We start from the raw sequence: 22241 nt of genomic DNA, 5'->3' as shown, positions 1-22241 counted from the left end.
ACCGGCCATCAGGGAACACGCCATGAGCTTATCCAAGCGCACCACCCGCCCGCTCGATCATGTCGTGCTGCCGGTGGCCGAGCTTGTGCAGGCGAGGCGGCGCTTGACCGACCTCGGCTTTGTAGTCGCCGAGGATGCGCGCCACCCCTTCGGCACCGAGAATGCGTGCGTATTCTTCGCCGACAACACCTATCTGGAGCCGCTTGCGATCGCGTCGCGCGAGGAGTGCGAGGCTGCGGCGCTCGCCGGCAACGTCTTTGTCGCGCGCGATCAGGCTTTCCGCTTCCGTCAGGGCCCGGAAGGCCTGTCGGCGATCGTCATGGGAACCTCCGATGCCGCGTCCGATCATATGCGGTTCCGGGCGAGCGGCGTCTCCGGCGGCGACATGCTGGAGTTCTCGCGGCCGATGCGGTTGCCGGATGGGCGCGAAGGCCTCGGCTCCTTCCGCCTGGCTTTTGCTGCGGACCTCCGTTCTCCGGATTTCTTTCTCTTCAGCTGTCAGCGCATCCGTGCCCTGCCAGTAGAGACGGCCCTTCAGCGTCATGAAAACGGCGTCCTTGGTATTGCCGAAGTGGTGCTGTCGGAGCCAAATCCCACCGATTTCCAGTATCTGCTGCAGGAGGGCGTCGATGACCGCGAGGTTTCCGCCCACTCCTTCGGCATGGACATTCAAACCGGCAACGCCAAGCTTTCGGTGCTTACCGTTGCCGGAATGGAGGCCTTCTTCGGCCGTTCGGTCAGTGGCGCCGAGCGCGGCCTGCGCGGGCGCGCCGTCGTGTTCCGAGTCGCCGATCTTGAGGCGACGCGTGCGCTCTTCGCCAAGAACGATATCGAGTTTGCAGAATTGGGCGGACGCCTCATTGTCCCGGAAGCGCCGGGGCAAGGGGTGATTTTCGCATTTGGAGTGTGATGATGGAAACCAATGCCAGGGTTGTCGTCGGCGAGGGTGCCGGCCACGTGGTCTTTTCGCAGAAGGAGCGGCTGGCGCTGATCGCCGGTCCCTGCCAGATGGAGAGCCGCGATCATGCCTTCATGATGGCTGGAAAGCTCGTCGAGCTTTGCAAGTCGCTCGGGGTCGGCCTCGTCTACAAGTCTTCCTTCGACAAGGCGAACCGCACCTCGCTCTCCGGCAAGCGCGGCATTGGCCTCGATAGCGCGATGGAGATTTTTGCCGACCTCAAGAAGGAGTTCGGCTTTCCGGTCTTGACCGATATTCACACCGAAGAGCAGTGCGCGATCGTGGCGGAGACCGTCGATATCCTGCAGATCCCGGCCTTTCTGTCGCGGCAGACCGACCTGCTCGTCGCGGCCGCCAAGACCGGGCGCGCGATCAACGTCAAGAAGGGCCAGTTCCTAGCGCCCTGGGACATGAAGAACGTGCTCGCCAAGTTCACGATGAGTGGCAATCCGAACGTTCTTCTATGCGAGCGCGGCGCTTCCTTTGGTTACAACACGCTGGTTTCCGACATGCGCTCGCTACCGATCATGGCGGGGCTGGGCGCACCGGTGATCTTTGACGCCACCCATTCGGTGCAGCAGCCAGGGGGGCAGGGTGGCTCGACCGGCGGCCAACGCGAGTTCGTTGAGACCCTGGCGCGTGCTGCCGTCGCCGTCGGCGTCGCCGGCCTCTTCATCGAGACGCATGAAGATCCCGACAATGCGCCTTCGGATGGCCCCAATATGGTGCATTTGAAGGACATGCCGCGGCTTCTCGAAAAGCTGCTTGCCTTCGATCGGATCGCCAAGGCCTGAACGGGCCTTCGTGAAATTTTCATGAACCGTAACGGCGCTTGGGCATTTGCATCTCGCGCGCCGTTGTAATTTCGGGGCCATGAACTAAGACAGGCCCGACCATACCGTCGTCCTAACCAGGGAAGAGATCATGACTGCAATCATCGACATCATTGGCCGCGAAATTCTGGATAGCCGCGGCAACCCGACCGTCGAGGTCGACGTTCATCTCGAAGACGGTAGTTTCGGCCGTGCGGCTGTTCCGTCGGGCGCCTCGACCGGTGCCCACGAGGCAGTCGAACTGCGTGATGGCGGCACCCGCTATCTCGGCAAGGGTGTCGAGCGTGCTGTCGAAGCGGTCAATGGAGAGATTTTCGAGGCGATTGGCGGTCTGGATGCCGAAAACCAGATCCAGATCGACAAGACCATGATCGAGCTCGACGGCACCGCGAACAAGTCGCGCCTCGGCGCCAACGCCATTCTCGGCGTTTCGCTGGCGGTTGCCAAGGCTGCCGCCGAAGCCGCCGGCCTGCCGCTCTATCGCTATGTCGGCGGCCCGAACGCACATCTCCTGCCGGTTCCGATGATGAACATCATCAATGGCGGTGCGCATGCCGACAATCCGATCGACTTCCAGGAGTTCATGATTATGCCGGTCGGCGCGGAAACGCTGAAGGACGCCGTGCGCATGGGCTCGGAAGTCTTCCACACGCTGAAGAAGCAGCTCGCCGCCGATGGCCACAACACCAATGTCGGCGATGAAGGCGGCTTCGCTCCGGGCCTCGCTTCCGCACCTGCAGCTCTCGACTTCATCATGAAGTCGATCGAGAAAGCCGGCTACAAGCCGGGCGAGGACATGTATGTCGCGCTCGACTGCGCCTCAACGGAGTTCTTCAAGGACGGCAAGTACGTGCTCGAAGGCGAGGGCCGCTCGCTGGAGCCGGGCGCGATGGCGGAATATCTCGCCGAACTCGCCGCCAAGTATCCGATCATCTCGATCGAGGACGGCATGGCCGAAGACGACTGGGACGGCTGGAAGGCGCTAACCGACAAGATCGGCTCCAAGGTTCAGCTCGTCGGCGACGATCTCTTCGTCACCAACTCGGCTCGCCTGCGCGACGGCATCAAAATGGGCGTCGCCAACTCGATCCTGGTCAAGGTCAACCAGATCGGCTCGCTCTCCGAAACGCTCGATGCTGTCGAGACGGCCCACAAGGCCCGCTACACCGCCGTGATGTCGCACCGTTCCGGCGAAACCGAGGACTCGACGATCGCCGATCTCGCAGTCGCCACCAATTGCGGGCAGATCAAGACCGGTTCGCTCGCACGCTCCGACCGGCTTGCCAAGTACAACCAGTTGATCCGCATCGAGGAGCAGCTCGGCCTGCAGGCAAAATACGCCGGCCGCTCGATCCTGCGCGGCTGATCGCCGGCGCGCGCGGTTGTTCGCCAGATCCGCGTGGAGTTTACCCACCTAGGCAATTTCAAACCCGTCTGCCTCAGGGCAGGCGGGTTTCCTTTTCCTTGCCATTCATGGTCAACGGTCGGTTAATCAATCGACGCTAGTCTTGTCTCGTATTGCGTATCAGGGCATGGACCATGTGGACACGGCATCACAAGAAACGGAGATTGGGGCGGCTGGTTGTGCCGCTCATGGCGGTCGCCTTTCTTTCCTATTTCGGCTATCATTCGATCCATGGAGGCTACGGCCTGAGGGCGACGGAGGAGTTCGACCGCCAGATTGCCGTGCGGCAAGCTCGATTGGATGAGCTCACTCATCAGCGAAAAATCCTGGAAAAGGAGGTCGAGCTGATGAGCGACGGTTCGCTGGAACGAGACATGCTGGATGAGAAAGCTCGCCTCGCGCTCAACATGTCGCGGAGCGACGAGATCGTTATTTTTCATCGCGGGCAGAATTAACCCAAATTCAGTTAATTCAAAATTCAGAATGAAAATCAGATAGTTATACAGAATAATAGCCATGCAAATATGGCATTGCTGTGTTGCTCTTCTTTCCCTATGGTACGGCAAAGGCTAACCATTGGGAGGAATGAATGGCTCCGCGAAAAACCGCGTCCGTCTCCAGCCGCAAGACCGCTGCCAAGTCTGCAAAAAAGGACTTTGCCGGCGGCACGATCGCCGAATTCTCCAAAGAAGATGATCTCAACGCCTACCGCGAAATGCTGTTGATCCGGCGTTTCGAGGAAAAGGCCGGCCAGCTTTACGGCATGGGCTTCATCGGCGGCTTCTGTCACCTCTATATCGGCCAGGAAGCCGTCGTGGTCGGGATGCAACTGGCGCTCAAGGAAGGTGATCAGGTCATCACCGGTTACCGTGATCACGGCCATATGCTCGCTTGCGGCATGAGCCCACGCGGGGTGATGGCGGAACTGACCGGTCGTCGCGGCGGCCTTTCCAAGGGGAAAGGCGGCTCGATGCACATGTTCTCCAAGGAAAAGCATTTTTATGGCGGCCACGGCATCGTCGGCGCGCAGGTGTCGCTCGGCACCGGCCTTGCCTTCGCCAACAAGTACCGCGGCAACGACAATGTCAGCCTCGCCTATTTCGGCGACGGTGCCGCCAACCAGGGCCAGGTCTATGAGAGCTTCAACATGGCTGCTCTCTGGAAGCTGCCGGTGATCTACATCGTCGAAAATAACCGTTACGCCATGGGCACATCCGTGTCCCGTGCATCGGCGCAGACCGATTTCTCGCAGCGCGGCGCCTCCTTCGGTATTCCCGGCTATCAGGTGGACGGCATGGATGTTCGGGCCGTCAAGGCGGCAGCCGACGAAGCGGTTCAATATTGCCGTTCCGGCAAGGGTCCGATCATCCTCGAGATGCTGACCTATCGCTATCGCGGCCACTCGATGTCCGACCCGGCGAAGTACCGGTCGAAGGACGAAGTGCAGAAGATGCGCTCCGAGCATGACCCGATCGAGCAGGTAAAGGCCCGGCTTACGGAAAAGGGCTGGGCGAGCGAGGACGAGCTGAAGCAGATCGACAAGGACGTTCGCGACATCGTTGCGGACAGTGCCGATTTCGCCCAGTCTGATCCGGAGCCGGATGCATCCGAGCTCTATACCGACATCCTGCTTTGATCCGGGGAGGGACAACCATGCCAGTAGAAATTCTCATGCCCGCCCTTTCCCCGACGATGGAGGAAGGCACGCTCTCCAAATGGCTGAAGAACGAGGGAGATAAGGTGTCCTCCGGCGATGTCATTGCCGAGATCGAAACCGACAAGGCGACGATGGAAGTGGAGGCCGTCGATGAAGGCACGATCGGCAAGCTCCTGATCGCCGCCGGCACCGAAGGCGTGAAGGTCAATACGCCGATCGCCGTGCTATTGCAGGATGGCGAGGCTGCCGGCGACATTGCAACGCCGAAGGCCGAGGCGCCGAAGCCGGCTCAGAATGAAGCGCCAGCCGCCGCACCGGCGCCGGCACCTGTTGCCGCTCAGCCGAAGACGGAAATTCCTGCCGACCCGGCGATCCCCGCCGGAACGGAAATGGTGTCGATGACGGTGCGCGAGGCGCTTCGCGACGCGATGGCCGAAGAAATGCGCGCCAGTGACGACGTCTTTGTCATGGGCGAGGAAGTCGCCGAATACCAGGGCGCCTACAAGATCACTCAGGGCCTGCTGCAGGAGTTCGGCCCGCGTCGCGTAGTCGACACCCCGATCACCGAACATGGTTTTGCCGGTGTCGGTGTCGGCGCGGCAATGACGGGCCTGCGGCCGATCGTCGAGTTCATGACCTTCAACTTCGCCATGCAGGCGATCGACCAGATCATCAACTCGGCTGCCAAGACGCTTTATATGTCGGGCGGCCAGATGGGCGCGCCGATCGTCTTCCGCGGCCCGAGCGGTGCGGCCGCCCGCGTCGCCGCGCAGCACTCGCAGTGCTATGCCGCCTGGTACAGCCACATCCCGGGCCTCAAGGTCGTCATGCCGTACACGGCGGCTGACGCGAAGGGCCTGTTGAAGGCGGCGATCCGCGATCCGAACCCGGTGATCTTCCTCGAGAACGAAATTCTCTACGGCCACTCCTTCGAGGTTCCGAAGCTCGATGATTTCGTGCTGCCGATCGGCAAGGCCCGCATTCATCGCGTCGGCAAGGATGCAACCATTGTCTCCTTCGGCATCGGCATGACCTATGCGGTCAAGGCCGCGGCCGAGCTCGAGGCGCAGGGTATCGACGTCGAGATCATCGACCTTCGCACGATCCGTCCGATGGATCTTCCGACAGTGATCGAGTCGGTGAAGAAGACCGGCCGTCTGGTCACCGTGGAAGAAGGCTACCCGCAATCCTCCGTAGGCACGGAGATTGCTACGCGCGTCATGCAGCAGGCCTTCGACTATCTTGATGCGCCGATCCTGACGATCGCCGGCAAGGACGTGCCGATGCCCTATGCCTCCAACCTCGAAAAACTGGCGCTTCCGAGCGTCGCCGAGGTTGTCGATGCCGTGAAAGCTGTTTGCTACAAATAAGGGGAGGGCGCTTCGATGCCAATCAACATCACGATGCCTGCCCTCTCTCCGACCATGGAAGAAGGCAATCTGGCCAAGTGGCTGGTCAAGGAAGGCGACAAGGTCAAGTCCGGCGACGTCATCGCCGAGATCGAGACCGACAAGGCGACCATGGAAGTGGAAGCCGTCGATGAAGGCACCGTTGCCAAGATCGTCGTTCCGGCTGGTACGGAAGGCGTCAAGGTCAATGCCCTGATCGCGGTTCTGGCGGCCGATGGCGAAGACGTGGCAGCGGCTGCGAAGGGCAATGGCGCGGCCGCGCCAGCACCCGCAGCCAAAGCCGAAGAACCGGCACCGGCAGCACCGGCAGCTGCGCCAGCGCCTGCTGCGGCACCTGCCGCAGCGCAACCGGCAGCACCGGTATCGTCGGCCCCCGCCGCAAGCGATGGCAAGCGGATCTTTTCTTCGCCGCTGGCGCGCCGCCTTGCGAAGGAAGCCGGCATTGACCTGTCGGCGATCACCGGGTCCGGCCCCTATGGCCGCGTCGTCAAGAAGGACGTCGAGACCGCCGTTGCCGGCGGTGGCGCCAAGCCGGCCGCAACGCCCGCGGAAGCGGCTGCACCGGCTCCCGCGGCGCTCGCCAAGGGTATGTCCGAGGACGCCGTGCTCAAGCTCTTCGAGCCGGGCTCCTACGAGCTCGTCCCACATGACGGCATGCGCAAGACCATTGCCAAGCGCCTGCAAGAATCGAAGCAGACGATCCCGCACTTCTATGTCTCGATCGATTGCCAACTCGACGCCCTGCTTGCCCTTCGCGCACAGCTCAATGCCGCTGCTCCGGAAAAGGACGGCAAGCCGGTCTACAAGCTCTCCGTTAACGACATGGTGATCAAGGCGCTGGCGCTGGCGCTGCGCGACGTTCCGGATGCCAACGTCTCCTGGACCGACAGCAACATGGTCAAGCACAAGCATGCCGACGTCGGCGTTGCCGTCTCGATCCCCGGTGGTCTGATCACGCCGATCATCCGTCAGGCGGAATTGAAGAGCCTTTCGGCCATCTCCAACGAGATGAAGGACTTCGGCAAGCGCGCCAAGGAGCGCAAGCTGAAGCCGGAAGAGTACCAGGGTGGCACGACGGCCGTCTCCAACATGGGCATGATGGGCGTCAAGGACTTCGCCGCCGTCGTCAACCCGCCGCATGCGACCATTCTCGCGGTCGGTGCCGGCGAGGAGCGTGTCATCGTCAAGAACAAGGAAATGGTCATCGCCAACATGATGACCGTGACCCTCTCCACCGACCATCGCTGCGTCGATGGCGCGCTCGGCGCCGAGCTGCTCGCCGCCTTCAAGCGCTACATCGAAAACCCGATGGGCATGCTGGTCTGATGCGATCGGGACCGGCCTTTCGGGCCGGTCCATTCCCCTTAAACGCGAGCACAAGCGATGAAGACAGTCCTTTGTTACGGTGACAGTCTGACCTGGGGCTATGACGCGGGCGCTGCGGGTCGGCACGCATTGGAGGATCGCTGGCCGAGCGTACTTCAGAAAGCACTCGGTACCGGCGTGAACATTATTGCCGAGGGGCTGAACGGCCGGACCACAGCCTATGATGATCATCTCGCCGATTGCGACCGCAACGGCGGGCGCTTCCTGCCGACCGTGCTCCATAGCCACGCGCCGCTCGATCTGATCGTCCTCATGCTGGGGTCGAACGACATGAAACCGGTGATTCACGGCACGGCCTTCGGTGCCGTCAAGGGTATTCAGCGGCTTGTCAGCCTGGTTCGCAAGCACGACTGGCCGACCGAGACGGGAGATGGGCCGGACATCCTGATCGTCTCGCCGCCGCCGCTTTGCGAAACCGCCAACAGTGCCTTCGCAGCCATGTATGCCGGCGGCGTCGAGCAGTCGGCGATGCTGGCATCTCTTTACCGGGATCTCGCGGACGACCTCGAGTGCGGCTTCTTCGATGCCGGCTCGGTGGCAAGAACGACCCCGCTCGATGGCGTTCATCTCGACGCTGAGAACACCCGGGCGATCGGTCGTGGATTGGAGCCGGTCGTGCGGATGATGCTCGGGCTCTGACGATGGCGGTTGGCGCGACCCTCAGGCCGGCGAAGCGAAGCGAGGCAGCGGAGCTCGCCGTCCTGATCGACATCGCCTCGCACGGATTTGCTGCGTGGCTCTGGTATGGCGGTGTCTTGCGCGGCGTCGCCGAAACGGCGTTCGAACACGGCCGCAACAAGCTTCGCGAAGATGAGGGGCGGGGTACATGGCGCGACGCGATCGTCGCCGAGGTTGAGGACGAGGTCGCAGGTGCAGCCGTCTCCTACGCGATCGACCCGTCCGTCCACGATATCGAGGCGAAACATCCGGTGCTCGTCCCGCTGCTTGCTCTGCAGAAGCAGGTTGTCGGTCATTGGTTCATCGATAGCCTTGGAGTCTACAAGCATCGTCGTGGCGGGGGAATCGGCCGCGCATTGCTTGAACATGAAATTGCCCGCGCCGGGTCGGCGCCGGTGAGCCTGATCACCGAAAGCCACAATGAAAGGGCTCAGGCACTCTACAAGATCAACGGCTTCGAGGAGGTGGTGCGCGTTGAAGCCGTGCCGCTTTTCGAAGACAGCAGGAAACACGACTGGGTGCTTTTCACCCGAAAGATCGCTTGAGACAAAGGCAGGAAACACATGGCTGAGAATTACGACGTCATCGTTATCGGTTCGGGCCCGGGCGGCTATGTCACCGCCATCCGCTCGGCGCAGCTGGGCTTGAAGACGGCGATCGTCGAGCGCGAGCACCTCGGCGGCATCTGCCTCAACTGGGGCTGCATCCCGACCAAGGCACTCTTGCGCTCGGCCGAAATTCTCGACCATGCCAATCACGCCAAGAACTATGGCCTGACGCTCGAAGGCAAGATGACCGCCAACGTCAAGGAGGTCGTCGGCCGCTCGCGCGCCGTCTCTGCGCGGTTAACCGGTGGCGTCGCCTTCCTCATGAAGAAGAACAAGGTCGATGTGATCTGGGGCGAGGCGAAGCTGACCAAACCCGGCGAGATCGTCGTCGGTGCGCCCTCGAAGCCGGCTGTCCAGCCGCAAAATCCCGTTCCGAAGGGCGTCAAGGGCGAAGGCACCTATACGGCCAAGCACATCATCATCGCGACCGGCGCCCGGCCGCGCGCACTTCCAGGCATCGAGCCGGACGGCAAGCTGATCTGGACCTATTTCGAGGCGATGAAGCCCGAGGAAATGCCGAAATCCATGCTGGTCATGGGCTCCGGTGCGATCGGCATCGAGTTTGCAAGCTTCTACAAGTCGATGGGTGTTGATGTCACCGTTGTCGAGCTCTTGCCGCAGGTGATGCCCGTCGAGGATGCGGAGATTTCCGCTTTCGCCCGCAAGCAGCTCGAAAAGCGCGGCATGAAGATCTTCACCGACGCCAAGGTGACGAAGGTCGACAAGGGCGCGAACGATGTGACCGCGCACGTCGAAACGAAGGACGGCAAGGTAACGCAGATCAAGGCCGACCGTCTGATCTCCGCCGTCGGCGTGCAGGGCAATATCGAAAACCTTGGCCTCGAAGCGCTGGGCGTCAAGACCGATCGCGGCTGCATCGTGACCGACGGTTACGGCAAGACCAACGTGACGGGGATCTATGCGATCGGCGATGTCGCCGGACCGCCGATGCTCGCGCACAAGGCGGAGCACGAGGGCGTGATCTGCGTCGAGAAGATCGCCGGCGTCCCGGGCGTACACGCGCTCGACAAGAACAAGATCCCGGGCTGCACCTATTGCGACCCGCAGGTCGCCTCCGTGGGGCTCACCGAGGCGAAGGCAAAGGAGCTCGGCCGCGAGATCCGCGTCGGCCGCTTCAGCTTCGGCGCCAACGGCAAGGCGATCGCACTCGGCGAGGACCAGGGCCTGGTCAAGACGATCTTCGACAAGAAGACGGGCGAGCTTTTGGGTGCGCACATGGTCGGCGCCGAGGTAACCGAACTCATTCAGGGCTTTGTTGTCGCGATGAACCTCGAAACGACGGAGGAAGAGCTGATGCACACCATCTTCCCGCATCCGACACTGTCGGAGATGATGAAGGAAAGCGTGCTCGACGCCTACGGCCGGGTATTGAACGCCTGATGACGTGCAGTCGCCCGGAACTTGCGGTATACTCACGCACTGATTGTGTGGCATCTTCAGTGCTCGGAGGTTGTCATGAGCGTGAACGGCGTGGGTATTCTGGCGGCAATCATCATCGGCGGGCTGGCGGGTTGGCTTGCGGAGAGATTTATGAACAGTCAGATGGGACTGTTCGCCAATATTATTCTCGGCATCATCGGCGCGGTCGTCCTGAACTTCATCCTGGCCGCCTTCGGCATGGCCTATACGGGCTGGCTCGCCTATTTGGTCATCGGCTTCATCGGCGCCTGCCTGTTGATTGCCGCTGGGCGCGCCGTCAGAAGGTAGCGCCACGCAAGCCATGCGTCTGCTGTCGGGCCGCCTTGCAACTGGTGGCCTGACTTTTCCTGTCGGGCCGTCTATATAGATCGAAAATGGGCAGTCGGCGCCAAGCCGCGCGCCCGCCGCGACAAAGGAAGACACATGGTAACGCTTTTCGATGCTGTTTCGGATCGGGCGCAACGCGTCCGTCACCCGGAAAAGGCGCACAAGCCCGACACGGAAGTCCTGCGCAAGCCGGACTGGATCCGCGTTAAGGCGCCGACGTCGAAGGGATACATGGAAACCCGTTCGATCGTGAAGGGCAACAACCTCGTCACCGTCTGCGAGGAAGCCGGCTGCCCGAATATCGGCGAATGTTGGGACAAGAAACACGCGACCTTCATGATCATGGGCGAGATCTGCACGCGCGCCTGTGCCTTCTGCAACGTCTCGACTGGCAAACCGAATGCGCTCGACATGGAGGAGCCCGCCAACATCGCCAAGGCGGTCAAGCAGATGGGGCTCAGCCACGTCGTCATCACCTCGGTCGACCGCGACGATCTGGACGACGGTGGGGCCGAACACTTTGAAAAGGTTATTTTTGCGATCCGCGAGGTCTCTCCGGAAACGACCATCGAGGTCCTGACCCCCGACTTTCTGCGCAAACCCGGCGCGCTGGAGCGTGTGGTCGCCGCCAAGCCAGACGTCTTCAATCACAATCTCGAAACCGTCGCTTCCAACTATCTGACCGTGCGTCCCGGCGCTCGCTATTTCCACTCGATGCGACTGTTGCAGCGGGTGAAGGAACTCGATCCGTCCATGTTCACCAAGTCCGGCATCATGGTCGGCCTCGGCGAGGAACGGAACGAGGTGCTGCAATTGATGGATGATCTGCGTACCGCCGACGTCGACTTCCTGACGATCGGCCAGTACCTGCAGCCGACTCGCAAGCACCACAAGGTCGAGAAATTCGTGACGCCCGAGGAATTCAAGTCCTATGAGACGGTCGCCTACACGAAGGGCTTCCTGATGGTTTCCTCGAGCCCGCTGACACGCTCGTCGCATCACGCCGGCGACGACTTCGCACGGCTGAGGGCGGCACGCGAGAGGAAGCTTCTGGCCGAAGCGGAGTAATTCAGCCTACTGCCGGTGAAAAACAGTCGCGGCGTTGCATCGTCGCGGTTCTTCTATTTGAGCCGAAAGCGGGCAGATGACGGACACGACGCGGGCTGCATCGATCCTCTCGGACGCAAAACGTGTTTTGGTGATCGGCTGCTCGGGCGGTGGCAAGACGACACTTGCCCGCCGGTTGTCGGAACTCTGTGACCTGCCGTTCGTTTCGATGGATAGAGAATTCTTTTGGCTGCCCGGATGGATTTCTAGAGCGCGCGAGGAGCAAAGGAAGCTCATCGCCACCAAGGTCGCCGAAGCGCAGTGGGTGATGGATGGGACCAATCCGTCGACCTTCGATCTGCGACTGCCCCGCGCCGACATCGTGCTCTGGGTGAGAATGCCGCGCTTGCGGTGCCTGATGGGTGTGACGCGGCGTTGGCTGAAATGGCGAGGGGCGGCACGGCCGGAAATGGCCGAGGGATGTCCGGAGCGGGTGAATTGGGAGTTCGTCCGCTACATCTGGACTTTCGAGCGCAAGTTCGTTCCACGGATCGAGGAAAGCCTGCAGAAACACGGACCAGGCGTTCCAGTCCTGCAGATAAGAAGCCGGGCACAAATGCGCACGCTGCTTGAACTTCTCGCAGCACGCGCTTAACTGCAAGTCATGCCGCACTTTGAAACAAACCATGTCGTCAAGCATTCGGCCGACCAGATGTTCGATCTCGTCGCCGACGTCGAGCGCTACCCGCAATTTCTGCCGCTTTGCGAGGCCTTGAGCGTGCGCTCACGCAAGGAGCGCGACGGGAAGGTATTGTTGCTGGCCGATATGACGGTCGGGTACAAGGCGATCCGCGAGACCTTCACGACCCAGGTTCTGCTCAACAAGGCCGCGCGGACGATCGACGTCAATTATATCGACGGACCATTCAAATATCTCGATAACGAATGGCGCTTCGAACCGACCAGCGACAAGCTGTCGATCGTGCATTTCGACATCGACTACGAATTCAAGAGCCGGCTTCTCGGCGCCTTGATGGGCTCCATGTTTGACCGGGCATTCCGCATGTTTTCGGAAGCCTTCGAAAAGCGCGCCGACGAGGTCTACGCTTGATGAGAGATGGCTTCGAGGAGCTCAAACGCGGTTCTGACTGCTGACATTCGAACCACGTCGCGGCCGACGTCGCCATAGCGCATTTCCTTGTGAAGCGTCGCGCCATTCCGGCTCGCCGCCGCGAAGTACACGAGCCCTACCGGTTTCTCCACCGAGCCACCGCCGGGGCCGGCGACCCCCGTTACGGCGACGGCAATATCCGCCCCTGAATGGGAGACGGCGCCGCGTGCCATCTCGACAGCTGTCTCGCGCGAGACGGCGCCGTGGGCGGCAAGCGTCGCGAGTTCGATCCCGAGCATCTGTATCTTGGCATCGTTGGAATAGGTGACGAAGCCGCGGTCGACGACGAGCGACGAGCCGGCAACTTCCGTCAACGCGCCCGCAATCAGGCCGCCGGTGCAGGATTCCGCCGTCGCGAGCTTCAGGTTGCGTGCGGTAAGATCCGTGACGATCTCCCGCGCTTTCTGTTCTATATCGGCCGGCCACATTATGCGTTCCTCCCCGGAGTATAGACGACCGTTGCGGTGGCGATTGCGGCGATACCTTCGTTGCGGCCGATGAAGCCAAGCTGTTCGTTGGTGGTTGCCTTGATCGAGCAGCGGTCGATGGTCACGCCGAGCATTGCTGCCAGGTTCTCTCGCATCTGCTGGCGGTGCGGCCCGACCTTGGGCGCTTCGGCGATCAGCGATATGTCCGCATTGGTGATGACACCGCCACGCTCGCGCACGATCCGCGCCGCGTGCTCCAGAAAGATGCGGGAAGGCGCGCCCTTCCACTGCGGATCCGACGGTGGGAAGTGATCGCCGATATCGCCGGCGCCGCAGGTCGCGAGAAGCGCGTCGGTCAGCGCATGCAGAGCGACGTCCGCGTCGGAATGGCCAGAGAGCTTGCGGTCGTGCGGGATGAATACGCCGCAAAGGGTGACGCCGTTGCCTTCGACGAGTTGGTGGACGTCATAGCCATTGCCGGTGCGCACGTCGGGAATCGTGCTGTCTTTGAGCCTTTCGTCAGCCATCGAAATATCCCTCCGCAACGTGAGCTTGATGTTGTCCACCATACCCTCGACGATGACAACGGGAATACCCGCCCATTCGGCAATGGACGCGTCATCGGTAAAATCCGCTTTTGCGTCGCCGTTGGCGGCGCGGTGGGCGGAGAGAATGGCCTCCAACGTGAAGCATTGCGGCGTCTGTGCCGCGTATAGGTTACTCCGCGCGACGGTCTCCTGCACGACGCCATTTGCGTCGGCCCGCTTCAACGTATCGGCGACCGCAAGCGCCGGCAGGACCGCATCGGCACCGCTGAGCAGCGCTTGACGGCAGCGATCGAGCAGTGCGTGGTCCGCAAACGGACGCACGGCGTCGTGGATCATGACGTACTTGGCGCCGGCAGCCGCAATCGCCTCCAAGCCCGCGAGGACCGAAAGCTGTCGCGTAGCCCCTCCATGCACCACGGTCAGAGCGGCTGGCGTGGGCATGCGCTTCAGAGCAGAGGCAAAGAGCTCCTTGTCGTCCGGATGGATGACGACGACGATCGGTCCCGTTCCCGCCCATGTCGCGAAAGTGTCAAGCGTATGCGCGATAACCGGACGGCCGCCAATCGTCCGGTACTGCTTCGGCCCCTCGGCCGATTGGCCGGCGCGCTCGCCGCGGCCGGCCGCGACGATGACGATACCACAGGAGAACTGTTCTTCAGGCTGCATCTTATGTATGTGGTCCCGAGTTTCACCACTCTTCGCCGTGATCTACCGCGAAGGCTCCGCCATTGCCAGCCCGGCCGCTACCGGCCATGTGGGGAATTTTGTCGGGGACGTGGAAATCGCTTGGCAAGCCGAATAACAATGTCTAAAAATAGTGCAAGAAGAACATGTGCCTGAAAGATATGCATTTGCCACCATCGGCCCTGTCATCGTCGCTCCGGATCGGGAAAGTTGAAATCCGCAACCGGGTGGCGCTCGCGCCAATGTCGGGGGTGACGGATCTGCCTTTCCGCATGCTCGCCTGGCGTTTCGGTGCCGGCTTTGTGGTGACGGAAATGGTCGCCAGCCGCGAACTGGTCTGCAACGCCGCCGAATCCTGGGCGCGGCTGAAGAATTCCGGCATCGAGCCGCATATCGTCCAGCTTGCCGGCCGCGAGGCGCACTGGATGGCGGAGGCCGCAAGGATCGTCGAGGCGAATGGCGCCGACATTATCGACATCAATATGGGCTGCCCGGCCAAGAAAGTGACCGGTGGCTATTCCGGTTCGGCACTGATGCGTGATCCCGACCATGCATTGTCGCTTGTCGAAGCCACCGTCAGGGCTGTTTCCGTGCCGGTAACATTGAAGATGCGGCTCGGATGGGATGAAAATTCGATCAATGCTCCATTGATCGCGCGAAGGGCTGAAGAAGCGGGTGTGCAGGCCATCACGATCCATGGCCGCACCCGGATGCAATTTTACAGCGGCAAGGCGGATTGGGACGCGATCCATGCGGTTCGCGACGTCATCTCGGTTCCTCTGATCGCCAATGGCGACGTCGACACCCTGGCGGACGCCAAGGAAATCCTGGGTCGGTCGGGTGCTGACGCCGTCATGGTCGGGCGGTCATCGCAGGGACGGCCATGGCATGCCGGCGTTCTGGCCGGCGTTCGTCTTCATCCGGACGGATTGGAGATCGCGCAGATCTTCGCCGAGCACTACACGATGATGCTTGAATTCTATGGGCCTCAGATCGGCCTTCGGCACGCCCGCAAACATGTCGGCTGGTACATCGAGCGTTTCGCTCCGAATCTCTCGTCCGCGGACAAGGCAGCGATCCTGACGTCCACCGATCCGGCTCTGGTCAGCGATCGGATCGCTACCGCGATCGCGAATTGTGACCTCGCACCGGTCAAGAAGGAGTTGGCGGCATGACGGAGAAGGCAACGGCGGTAGAGCCGGCGGGGGATGCGAACGATCTTTCCATGGCGGTGCTGAACGCGATCCAGAACCCCGTGATCCTGGTCGATGAAAACGGCCTTGTGGCCTTTGCCAATTGGGAGGCCGAGTCCTTCTTCGGTGCCAGCGCCAATCATCTCGCCCGCCACAATATCAGCGCCTTCATTCCATTCGGCAGCCCGCTTCTGACGTTGATCGACCAGGTCCGCGAGCGACGGGCGCCTGTCAACGAATACCGGGTCGATCTGAGTTCGCCGCGTCTCGGCGCCGACAAGCTTGTCGATCTCTATGTCGCGCCGGTTCTTTCCACGCCAGGATCTGTGGTCATCGTCTTCCAGGAACGCTCGATGGCCGACAAGATCGACCGGCAACTGACCCATCGAGGCGCGGCGCGATCGGTGACCGGTCTCGCCTCGATGTTGGCCCACGAGATCAAGAACCCGCTCTCCGGCATTCGCGGTGCCGCACAGCTTCTCGAGACGTCCGTCAATGACGAGGACCGGGCCCTGACGCGGCTGATCTGCGACGAGACGGACCGCATCGTGTCGCTCGTTGACCGTATGGAGGTATTCTCGGACGAAAGGCCCGTTGATCGCGTACCGCTCAATATCCATTCCGTGCTCGATCACGTGAAGGCGATCGCCAAGGCCGGGTTTGCCCGTGGCATCAAGATTTCGGAGAACTACGACCCGTCGCTGCCGCCGGTTTATGCCAATCGCGACCAGCTTGTTCAGGTGTTCCTCAATCTGATCAAGAATGCCGCCGAGGCGATCGGCGATCGGCTCGATGGCGAGATCATGCTGACAACGGCCTATCGCCCGGGCATTCGCCTCTCGGTTGCCGGCACCCGCGAAAAGATCTCGTTGCCGCTGGAGTTCTGCGTTCACGACAACGGCCCCGGCGTTCCCGCGGATCTGCTTCCGCACCTTTTCGACCCCTTCATCACCACGAAGACGAATGGCTCGGGCCTCGGTCTGGCGCTGGTCGCCAAGATCATTGGCGGCCACGGAGGCATTGTCGAGTGCGACAGCCAGCACAGCCGCACCACCTTCCGTGTTCTGATGCCGGCGTCCAAAGGAGCTGCGGCGGATGACGACGAAATTCCGATGACAAAAGGAAACATTGCATGACGGGCGCTACGATCCTCGTTGCGGATGACGATGCCGCCATTCGCACAGTGCTCAACCAGGCCTTGAGCCGCGCCGGCTATGATGTGCGCATCACCTCCAATGCGGCGACGCTGTGGCGCTGGATTGCGGCCGGTGACGGCGATCTGGTCGTGACCGACGTCGTGATGCCGGATGAGAACGCCTTCGATCTCCTGCCCCGGATCAAGAAGGCGAGGCCGGACCTGCCCGTGCTCGTGATGAGCGCACAGAACACATTCATGACGGCCATCAAGGCGTCCGAAAAGGGAGCCTATGACTACCTGCCGAAGCCCTTCGATCTGACGGAACTGATCGGCATCATCGGCCGGGCGCTTGCCGAACCGAAGCGCCGTCCCTTGAGGATCGACGACGATTCGCAGGACGGCATGCCGCTTGTCGGCCGCTCGGCTGCAATGCAGGAAATCTACCGCGTGCTCGCGCGGCTGATGCAGACTGATCTGACATTGATGATCACCGGAGAGTCGGGAACCGGCAAGGAACTGGTCGCGCGAGCGTTGCACGACTACGGCAAGCGCCGGAATGGCCCCTTCGTTGCGATCAACATGGCGGCGATCCCTCGCGACCTGATCGAATCGGAACTGTTCGGCCACGAGAAGGGTGCCTTTACCGGTGCGCAGACGCGCTCGACCGGCCGTTTCGAGCAGGCGGAAGGTGGGACACTCTTCCTCGATGAAATCGGCGACATGCCGATGGATGCCCAGACCAGGCTGCTGCGCGTGTTGCAGCAGGGCGAATACACGACTGTTGGCGGGCGGACGCCGATCCGTTCAGACGTGCGGATCGTCGCCGCGACGAACAAGGACCTGAAACAGTCGATCAATCAGGGGCTTTTCCGCGAAGACCTCTACTACCGCTTGAATGTCGTGCCGCTGCGCTTGCCGCCGCTGAGAGACCGGGCCGAGGATATCCCGGATCTTGTCCGCCATTTCGTCCAGCAGGCCGAAAAGGAAGGGCTGGACGTCAAGCGTTTCGACCAGGAAGCGCTGGAATTGATGAAGACGCATCCGTGGCCCGGCAATGTACGCGAGCTCGAAAACCTCGTGCGGAGGCTGACGGCGCTCTATCCGCAGGATGTGATCACCAGGGAAATCATCGAGAACGAGTTGCGCTCGGAGATTCCGGACAGCCCGATCGAGAAATCGGCGACCCGCTCCGGTTCGATGTCGATCTCGCAGGCAGTCGAAGAGAATATGAGGCAGTATTTTGCCAGTTTCGGTGATGCCCTGCCACCATCGGGCCTCTATGATCGGGTACTTGCCGAGATGGAGTATCCGTTGATCCTGGCAGCCCTGACGGCGACGCGAGGCAACCAGATCAAGGCCGCCGACCTCCTCGGCCTTAACCGAAACACACTGCGCAAGAAGATTCGCGAACTCGGGGTTTCCGTCTACCGCAGTTCACGCAGTGCTTGACTGAGATGCAACACCGTTGCATTTTCGCCACAATGCGTTGCTTGAACGTCCGATAGCGTCGATTCGTTGCGTCGTCATTGGAGGCGGCCCACCCGGTCGAGGTACGCCGATGCTGTTTGGGGTAGGGCGTTACGGTCAGTTTCTTTGACCCGGAAAAGTTCGCGTTTGCCGGTGCCGTCGGGCGCCGGTTTGGGGGAAGCGTTTTACATGGTGGACGGAATGGCCCTGCCATTGGGCACAGAGGACAGGGTCGCAACTGTCCAGGATCGGCGGGCGTCCTTCGCGCTGCCCGGATTGATGCTCGCCACCGGCGCGCTGATCTGTGCCACCTTGTCGCTGCTCGTTCTCCTCGGCCTCACTCCGATTCGGCCGGAACGAAACATCGTCATTGCCTGCGCGGGCATCAACGGTGTCTTCGTCGTTGGCCTGATCTATCTGATCGCACGCGAAATCCTCAGACTGCTTAGAGCGCGCAGCAAGGGAAGAGCGGCAGCACGGCTGCATGTGCGCATCGTCGCGCTATTTTCGATCGTCGCGATAACGCCGGCCATTCTGGTTGCGATCTTTGCCAGCATCACGCTCGATGTCGGGCTTGATCGCTGGTTCTCGCTGCGCACCCAGGCGATCGTCCGCTCGTCGCTGAACGTTGCGCAGGCCTATGTGCTCGAGAATGCCAACTACCTGCAAGGTCAGACAGTGTCGATGGCCAACGACCTCGAGCGCAACCGGCAACTCTACAGCCTCGATCGCACCGGCTTCACCGAATTGATGACGCGCCAGGCGAGGGGGCGCGGCATGCTTGGCGCCTTCCTGGTGCGCGCCGACGGCAGCGCCATCCTTCAGGCCAATATCTCGACTGAAAGGCCGCTGCCGGCTATTCCGGCCGATGCCCTTAAAAGCACCGTTTCCGGCCAGCCGACGCTTATTCCTCCCGGTGTGACAAACCTCGTCGGCGCCGTCATTCCGCTCGACAATATACCCGGAACGTACCTCTACACGGTGCGCAACGTCGATCCCGAAGTGATGCGTTCGATGCGGCTGATGGAGGAGAACACGGCCGAATACAAGGCGCTGGAAGCGGGGCGCACGTCGCTTCAGATCGCCTTCGGCGTCCTCTATATCGGTTTTGCCCTCATCGTTCTGCTGGCGGCGATCTGGACGGCAATTGCGGTTGCCGATCGCATCGTGCGGCCGATCCGGCAGCTGATCGGCGCCGCGGACAGCGTGGCTTCTGGCAATCTCGATGTGGTTGTTCCTGTGCGCGCGGTCGACGGCGACGTCGGCAATCTGTCGCGAACTTTCAACAAGATGGTCAGCGAGATCCGCACGCAACAGCAGCAGATCCTGGTGGCGAAGGACGAAGTGGACCAGCGCCGCCGCTTTATCGAGGCGGTGCTTTCCGGCGTCACCACGGCGGTCATCGGCGTCGGCAAGGACCGTCGAATCACGATTGCCAATCCTTCGTCGGAAGAGTTTCTGCGGAAGGCCGCGCCGGGACTGCTGGGCGCTAGCCTCAGCGAGGTTGCGCCGGAAATCGATGCCGTGCTGGTCGAGGCGGAAAGCCGCTATCGCAACGATTACCGCAAGCAGATCAATATCATGCGCGGCGGAACCGAGCGCACGCTGAACGTGCAGGTGACGAGGGAGGAGGGCGACGAGTCGCACGGATCCTACGTCATCACCATCGACGACATCACTGACCTGGTGATCGCGCAGCGGTCGACCGCATGGGCCGACGTGGCCCGCCGCATTGCGCATGAGATCAAGAATCCGCTGACACCGATCCAGCTTTCGGCCGAGCGCTTGAGGCGTCGCTATGGTAAGCAGATCGACCAGCAGGACAGGGCGGTCTTCGACCAGTGCACCGATACGATCGTGCGCCAGGTCGAGGATATCGGCCGGATGGTCGACGAATTTTCCGCCTTTGCGCGGATGCCAAAGCCGACGAAGGAAAAATCCGATCTGCGATCGATCCTCAAGGATGCGGTTTTCCTGCGCGAGATGGGCAACAATCACATCACCTTCGTTCGCGATTTCGGCGGCGAGCCGCTCGAAGGCCAATTCGACGGCCGCATGCTCGGCCAGGCTTTCGGCAACATCGTCAAGAATGCGGTGGAGGCGATCGAGGCTGTCCCTGCCGGAACGTCGCGGGGGGCGCCGACCATCGCCGTCCGCTCCCGTCGCGACGGTGCTTCCGGCCGTTTCGTTGTCGACGTCATCGATAACGGCAAGGGGCTGCCGACCGAGAACCGGCACAGAATTCTGGAGCCATACATGACGATGCGCGAAAAGGGCACCGGTCTCGGTCTCGCAATCGTCAAGAAGATCATCGAGGACCATGGCGGACAACTGGAACTGCACGACGCACCGGTCGATTTCGACGGCGGCGTCGGGGCAATGATCCGCGTGATCCTGCCGCCTGCCGGGGAAACCGGGGGCGAAGATACTGTAAAGGACAAGGGTAATACCAATGGCGGCTGATATTCTGGTTGTGGACGATGAGGAGGATATCCGGGAGATCGTGTCGGGCATCCTGTCGGACGAAGGACATGAGACCCGGACGGCTTTCGACAGCGACAGCGCGCTTGCGGCGATCAACGATCGAGTGCCGCGATTGGTTTTCCTGGACATCTGGATGCAGGGCAGCCGCCTCGACGGACTGGCGCTGCTTGACGAGATCAAGGGCCGCCATCCCGATCTGCCGGTGGTGATGATTTCTGGTCACGGCAACATCGAAACGGCCGTTTCCGCCATTAAGCGGGGTGCTTACGATTTCATCGAGAAACCGTTCAAGGCGGACCGGCTGATTCTTATCGCCGAGCGGGCGCTGGAGAACTCCAAGCTGAAGCGCGAAGTCTCGGAATTGAAGAAGAAGTCCGGCGACCCGGTGGAGCTTATCGGAACCTCTGTCGCGGTGTCGCAGCTGCGGCAGACGATCGAAAAGGTGGCTCCCACCAACAGCCGGATCATGATCCAGGGTCCTTCGGGTTCCGGCAAGGAACTCGTCGCGCGCATGATCCACCGTAAATCCACGCGTGCCTCCGGGCCGTTCGTCGCGCTCAACGCCGCGGCGATCACCCCGGATCGCATGGAAGTCGCGCTCTTCGGTACGGAGGGCACGCCCGGCCAACCGCGCCGCACGGGCGCGTTGGAGGAGGCTCATGGCGGCATCCTCTATCTCGACGAAATCGGCGAAATGCCGCGGGAAACGCAAAACAAGATCCTGCGCGTGTTGGTCGACCAGCAGTTCGAGCGCGTCGGCGGTTCGAAACGCGTCAAGGTGGATGTGCGCATCATTTCCTCGACGGCCTACAATCTCGAGAACATGATTTCCGAGGGCCTGTTCCGCGAGGACCTGTTCCACCGGCTGGCTGTGATTCCAGTACGTGTCCCGGCGCTTGCCGAGCGGCGTGAGGACATTCCCTTCCTTGTGGATATGTTCATGCGCCAGGTGAGTGAGCAGGCCGGCATCCGTCCGCGCAAGATCGGCGAGGACGCGCTCGCCGTCCTGCAGGCGCATGACTGGCCGGGCAATATCCGCCAGTTGCGCAACAACATCGAACGCCTGATGATCCTCGCCCGCAGCGACGGACCGGATACACCGATCACCGCCGACATGCTGCCGACCGAGGTCGGTGACACGCTGCCCAAGATCTCCGCACAGGGCGACCAGCACATTATGACCTTGCCGCTGCGCGAGGCCCGTGAAATGTTCGAGCGCGATTATCTCATCGCCCAGATCAACCGATTCGGCGGAAACATCTCGCGCACGGCGGAATTCGTCGGCATGGAACGTTCCGCGCTTCATCGCAAGCTGAAGTCGCTGGGCGTCTGATCCGGAGCGGCTCGCGGCGGTTTTTGCCGCGACAGCATGTGGGATGA

21 protein-coding genes are annotated in these 22241 nt (G+C 61.6%); 19 read left to right on the top strand and 2 right to left on the bottom strand.

Annotated elements, in window-relative coordinates; genetic code table 11:
• The first annotated feature begins 22 nt into the window (after window positions 1-22).
• The 14 genes from QN222_RS19720 to QN222_RS19655 all read left to right on the top strand — a co-directional run bounded on the left by QN222_RS19720 (window position 23) and on the right by QN222_RS19655 (window position 12859).
• The gene (locus tag QN222_RS19720) at window positions 23-910 is read left to right on the top strand and encodes a VOC family protein (protein ID WP_283964702.1); all 888 of its coding nucleotides are present in this window, start codon (window positions 23-25) and stop codon (window positions 908-910) included.
• Window positions 910-1752 carry a 3-deoxy-8-phosphooctulonate synthase gene (gene kdsA, locus QN222_RS19715; protein ID WP_283964703.1) on the top strand — a complete coding sequence of 281 codons (843 nt, stop codon included), beginning with the start codon at window positions 910-912 and terminating at the stop codon, window positions 1750-1752. Before QN222_RS19720 ends, kdsA begins: the two co-directional genes overlap by 1 nt.
• Window positions 1753-1882: 130 nt before the next feature.
• Window positions 1883-3157 (top strand): phosphopyruvate hydratase, encoded by a 1275-nt coding sequence (gene eno / locus QN222_RS19710; RefSeq protein WP_283964704.1) that lies wholly within the window; start codon window positions 1883-1885, stop codon window positions 3155-3157.
• 173 nt (window positions 3158-3330) lie between these two features.
• The gene (locus QN222_RS19705; RefSeq protein WP_136504430.1) at window positions 3331-3651 is read left to right on the top strand and encodes a septum formation initiator family protein; all 321 of its coding nucleotides are present in this window, start codon (window positions 3331-3333) and stop codon (window positions 3649-3651) included.
• Between the two features lie 134 nt (window positions 3652-3785).
• Window positions 3786-4832, top strand: coding sequence for a pyruvate dehydrogenase (acetyl-transferring) E1 component subunit alpha (pdhA, locus tag QN222_RS19700; RefSeq protein WP_283964705.1), 1047 nt, complete (start codon window positions 3786-3788; stop codon window positions 4830-4832).
• A gap of 17 nt (window positions 4833-4849) precedes the next feature.
• Complete coding sequence (locus tag QN222_RS19695; RefSeq protein WP_284005561.1) at window positions 4850-6223, top strand: pyruvate dehydrogenase complex E1 component subunit beta; 1374 nt, start codon at window positions 4850-4852, stop codon at window positions 6221-6223.
• 15 nt (window positions 6224-6238) lie between these two features.
• Window positions 6239-7588, top strand: a complete 1350-nt coding sequence (locus tag QN222_RS19690) for a pyruvate dehydrogenase complex dihydrolipoamide acetyltransferase (RefSeq protein WP_283964708.1) — start codon at window positions 6239-6241, stop codon at window positions 7586-7588.
• Window positions 7589-7645: 57 nt separating this feature from the next.
• Window positions 7646-8287: an SGNH/GDSL hydrolase family protein gene (locus QN222_RS19685; RefSeq protein WP_283964709.1), complete on the top strand. Its 642-nt coding sequence runs from the start codon at window positions 7646-7648 to the stop codon at window positions 8285-8287.
• 2 nt (window positions 8288-8289) lie between these two features.
• Complete coding sequence (locus QN222_RS19680; RefSeq protein WP_283964710.1) at window positions 8290-8871, top strand: GNAT family N-acetyltransferase; 582 nt, start codon at window positions 8290-8292, stop codon at window positions 8869-8871.
• 18 nt (window positions 8872-8889) lie between these two features.
• On the top strand, window positions 8890-10335 hold the full coding sequence (gene lpdA / locus QN222_RS19675) for a dihydrolipoyl dehydrogenase (protein WP_283964711.1): 1446 nt from the start codon (window positions 8890-8892) through the stop codon (window positions 10333-10335).
• 75 nt (window positions 10336-10410) lie between these two features.
• Window positions 10411-10662 (top strand): GlsB/YeaQ/YmgE family stress response membrane protein, encoded by a 252-nt coding sequence (locus tag QN222_RS19670; protein ID WP_180940923.1) that lies wholly within the window; start codon window positions 10411-10413, stop codon window positions 10660-10662.
• 135 nt (window positions 10663-10797) lie between these two features.
• Entirely contained in the window at window positions 10798-11769 is a 972-nt protein-coding gene (gene lipA / locus QN222_RS19665; protein WP_283964712.1) for a lipoyl synthase, read from the top strand.
• Window positions 11770-11845: 76 nt separating this feature from the next.
• Complete coding sequence (locus QN222_RS19660; protein WP_283964713.1) at window positions 11846-12403, top strand: AAA family ATPase; 558 nt, start codon at window positions 11846-11848, stop codon at window positions 12401-12403.
• A gap of 9 nt (window positions 12404-12412) precedes the next feature.
• On the top strand, window positions 12413-12859 hold the full coding sequence (locus QN222_RS19655) for a type II toxin-antitoxin system RatA family toxin (protein ID WP_283964714.1): 447 nt from the start codon (window positions 12413-12415) through the stop codon (window positions 12857-12859).
• Here the strand turns inward: QN222_RS19655 and QN222_RS19650 are convergent.
• Window positions 12850-13347, bottom strand: a complete 498-nt coding sequence (locus QN222_RS19650) for a CinA family protein (protein ID WP_283964715.1) — start codon at window positions 13345-13347, stop codon at window positions 12850-12852. The genes QN222_RS19655 and QN222_RS19650 overlap by 10 nt on opposite strands.
• Window positions 13347-14561: a bifunctional 2-C-methyl-D-erythritol 4-phosphate cytidylyltransferase/2-C-methyl-D-erythritol 2,4-cyclodiphosphate synthase gene (locus QN222_RS19645; protein WP_283964716.1), complete on the bottom strand. Its 1215-nt coding sequence runs from the start codon at window positions 14559-14561 to the stop codon at window positions 13347-13349. Before QN222_RS19645 ends, QN222_RS19650 begins: the two co-directional genes overlap by 1 nt.
• Before the next feature lie 164 nt (window positions 14562-14725).
• On the opposite strand from QN222_RS19645, the gene dusB reads away from it, so the two are divergent.
• From dusB to ntrX, 5 genes are all read left to right on the top strand, one after another.
• Window positions 14726-15754, top strand: a complete 1029-nt coding sequence (gene dusB, locus QN222_RS19640; protein WP_283964717.1) for a tRNA dihydrouridine synthase DusB — start codon at window positions 14726-14728, stop codon at window positions 15752-15754.
• Complete coding sequence (locus tag QN222_RS19635) at window positions 15751-16908, top strand: nitrogen regulation protein NR(II) (RefSeq protein WP_283964718.1); 1158 nt, start codon at window positions 15751-15753, stop codon at window positions 16906-16908. Before dusB ends, QN222_RS19635 begins: the two co-directional genes overlap by 4 nt.
• Entirely contained in the window at window positions 16905-18359 is a 1455-nt protein-coding gene (ntrC, locus tag QN222_RS19630; RefSeq protein ID WP_283964719.1) for a nitrogen regulation protein NR(I), read from the top strand. Before QN222_RS19635 ends, ntrC begins: the two co-directional genes overlap by 4 nt.
• A 165-nt stretch (window positions 18360-18524) precedes the next feature.
• Window positions 18525-20840: a PAS domain-containing sensor histidine kinase gene (locus tag QN222_RS19625; protein WP_284005560.1), complete on the top strand. Its 2316-nt coding sequence runs from the start codon at window positions 18525-18527 to the stop codon at window positions 20838-20840.
• Window positions 20830-22194, top strand: a complete 1365-nt coding sequence (gene ntrX / locus QN222_RS19620) for a two-component system response regulator NtrX (RefSeq protein ID WP_180940932.1) — start codon at window positions 20830-20832, stop codon at window positions 22192-22194. Before QN222_RS19625 ends, ntrX begins: the two co-directional genes overlap by 11 nt.
• Window positions 22195-22241 lie beyond the last annotated feature (47 nt).

Source organism: Sinorhizobium sp. 6-70 (genome assembly GCF_030124375.1).
Taxonomy (GTDB): Bacteria; Pseudomonadota; Alphaproteobacteria; order Rhizobiales; family Rhizobiaceae; genus Sinorhizobium.
This window is presented reverse-complemented; position numbering and strand designations above follow the sequence as displayed.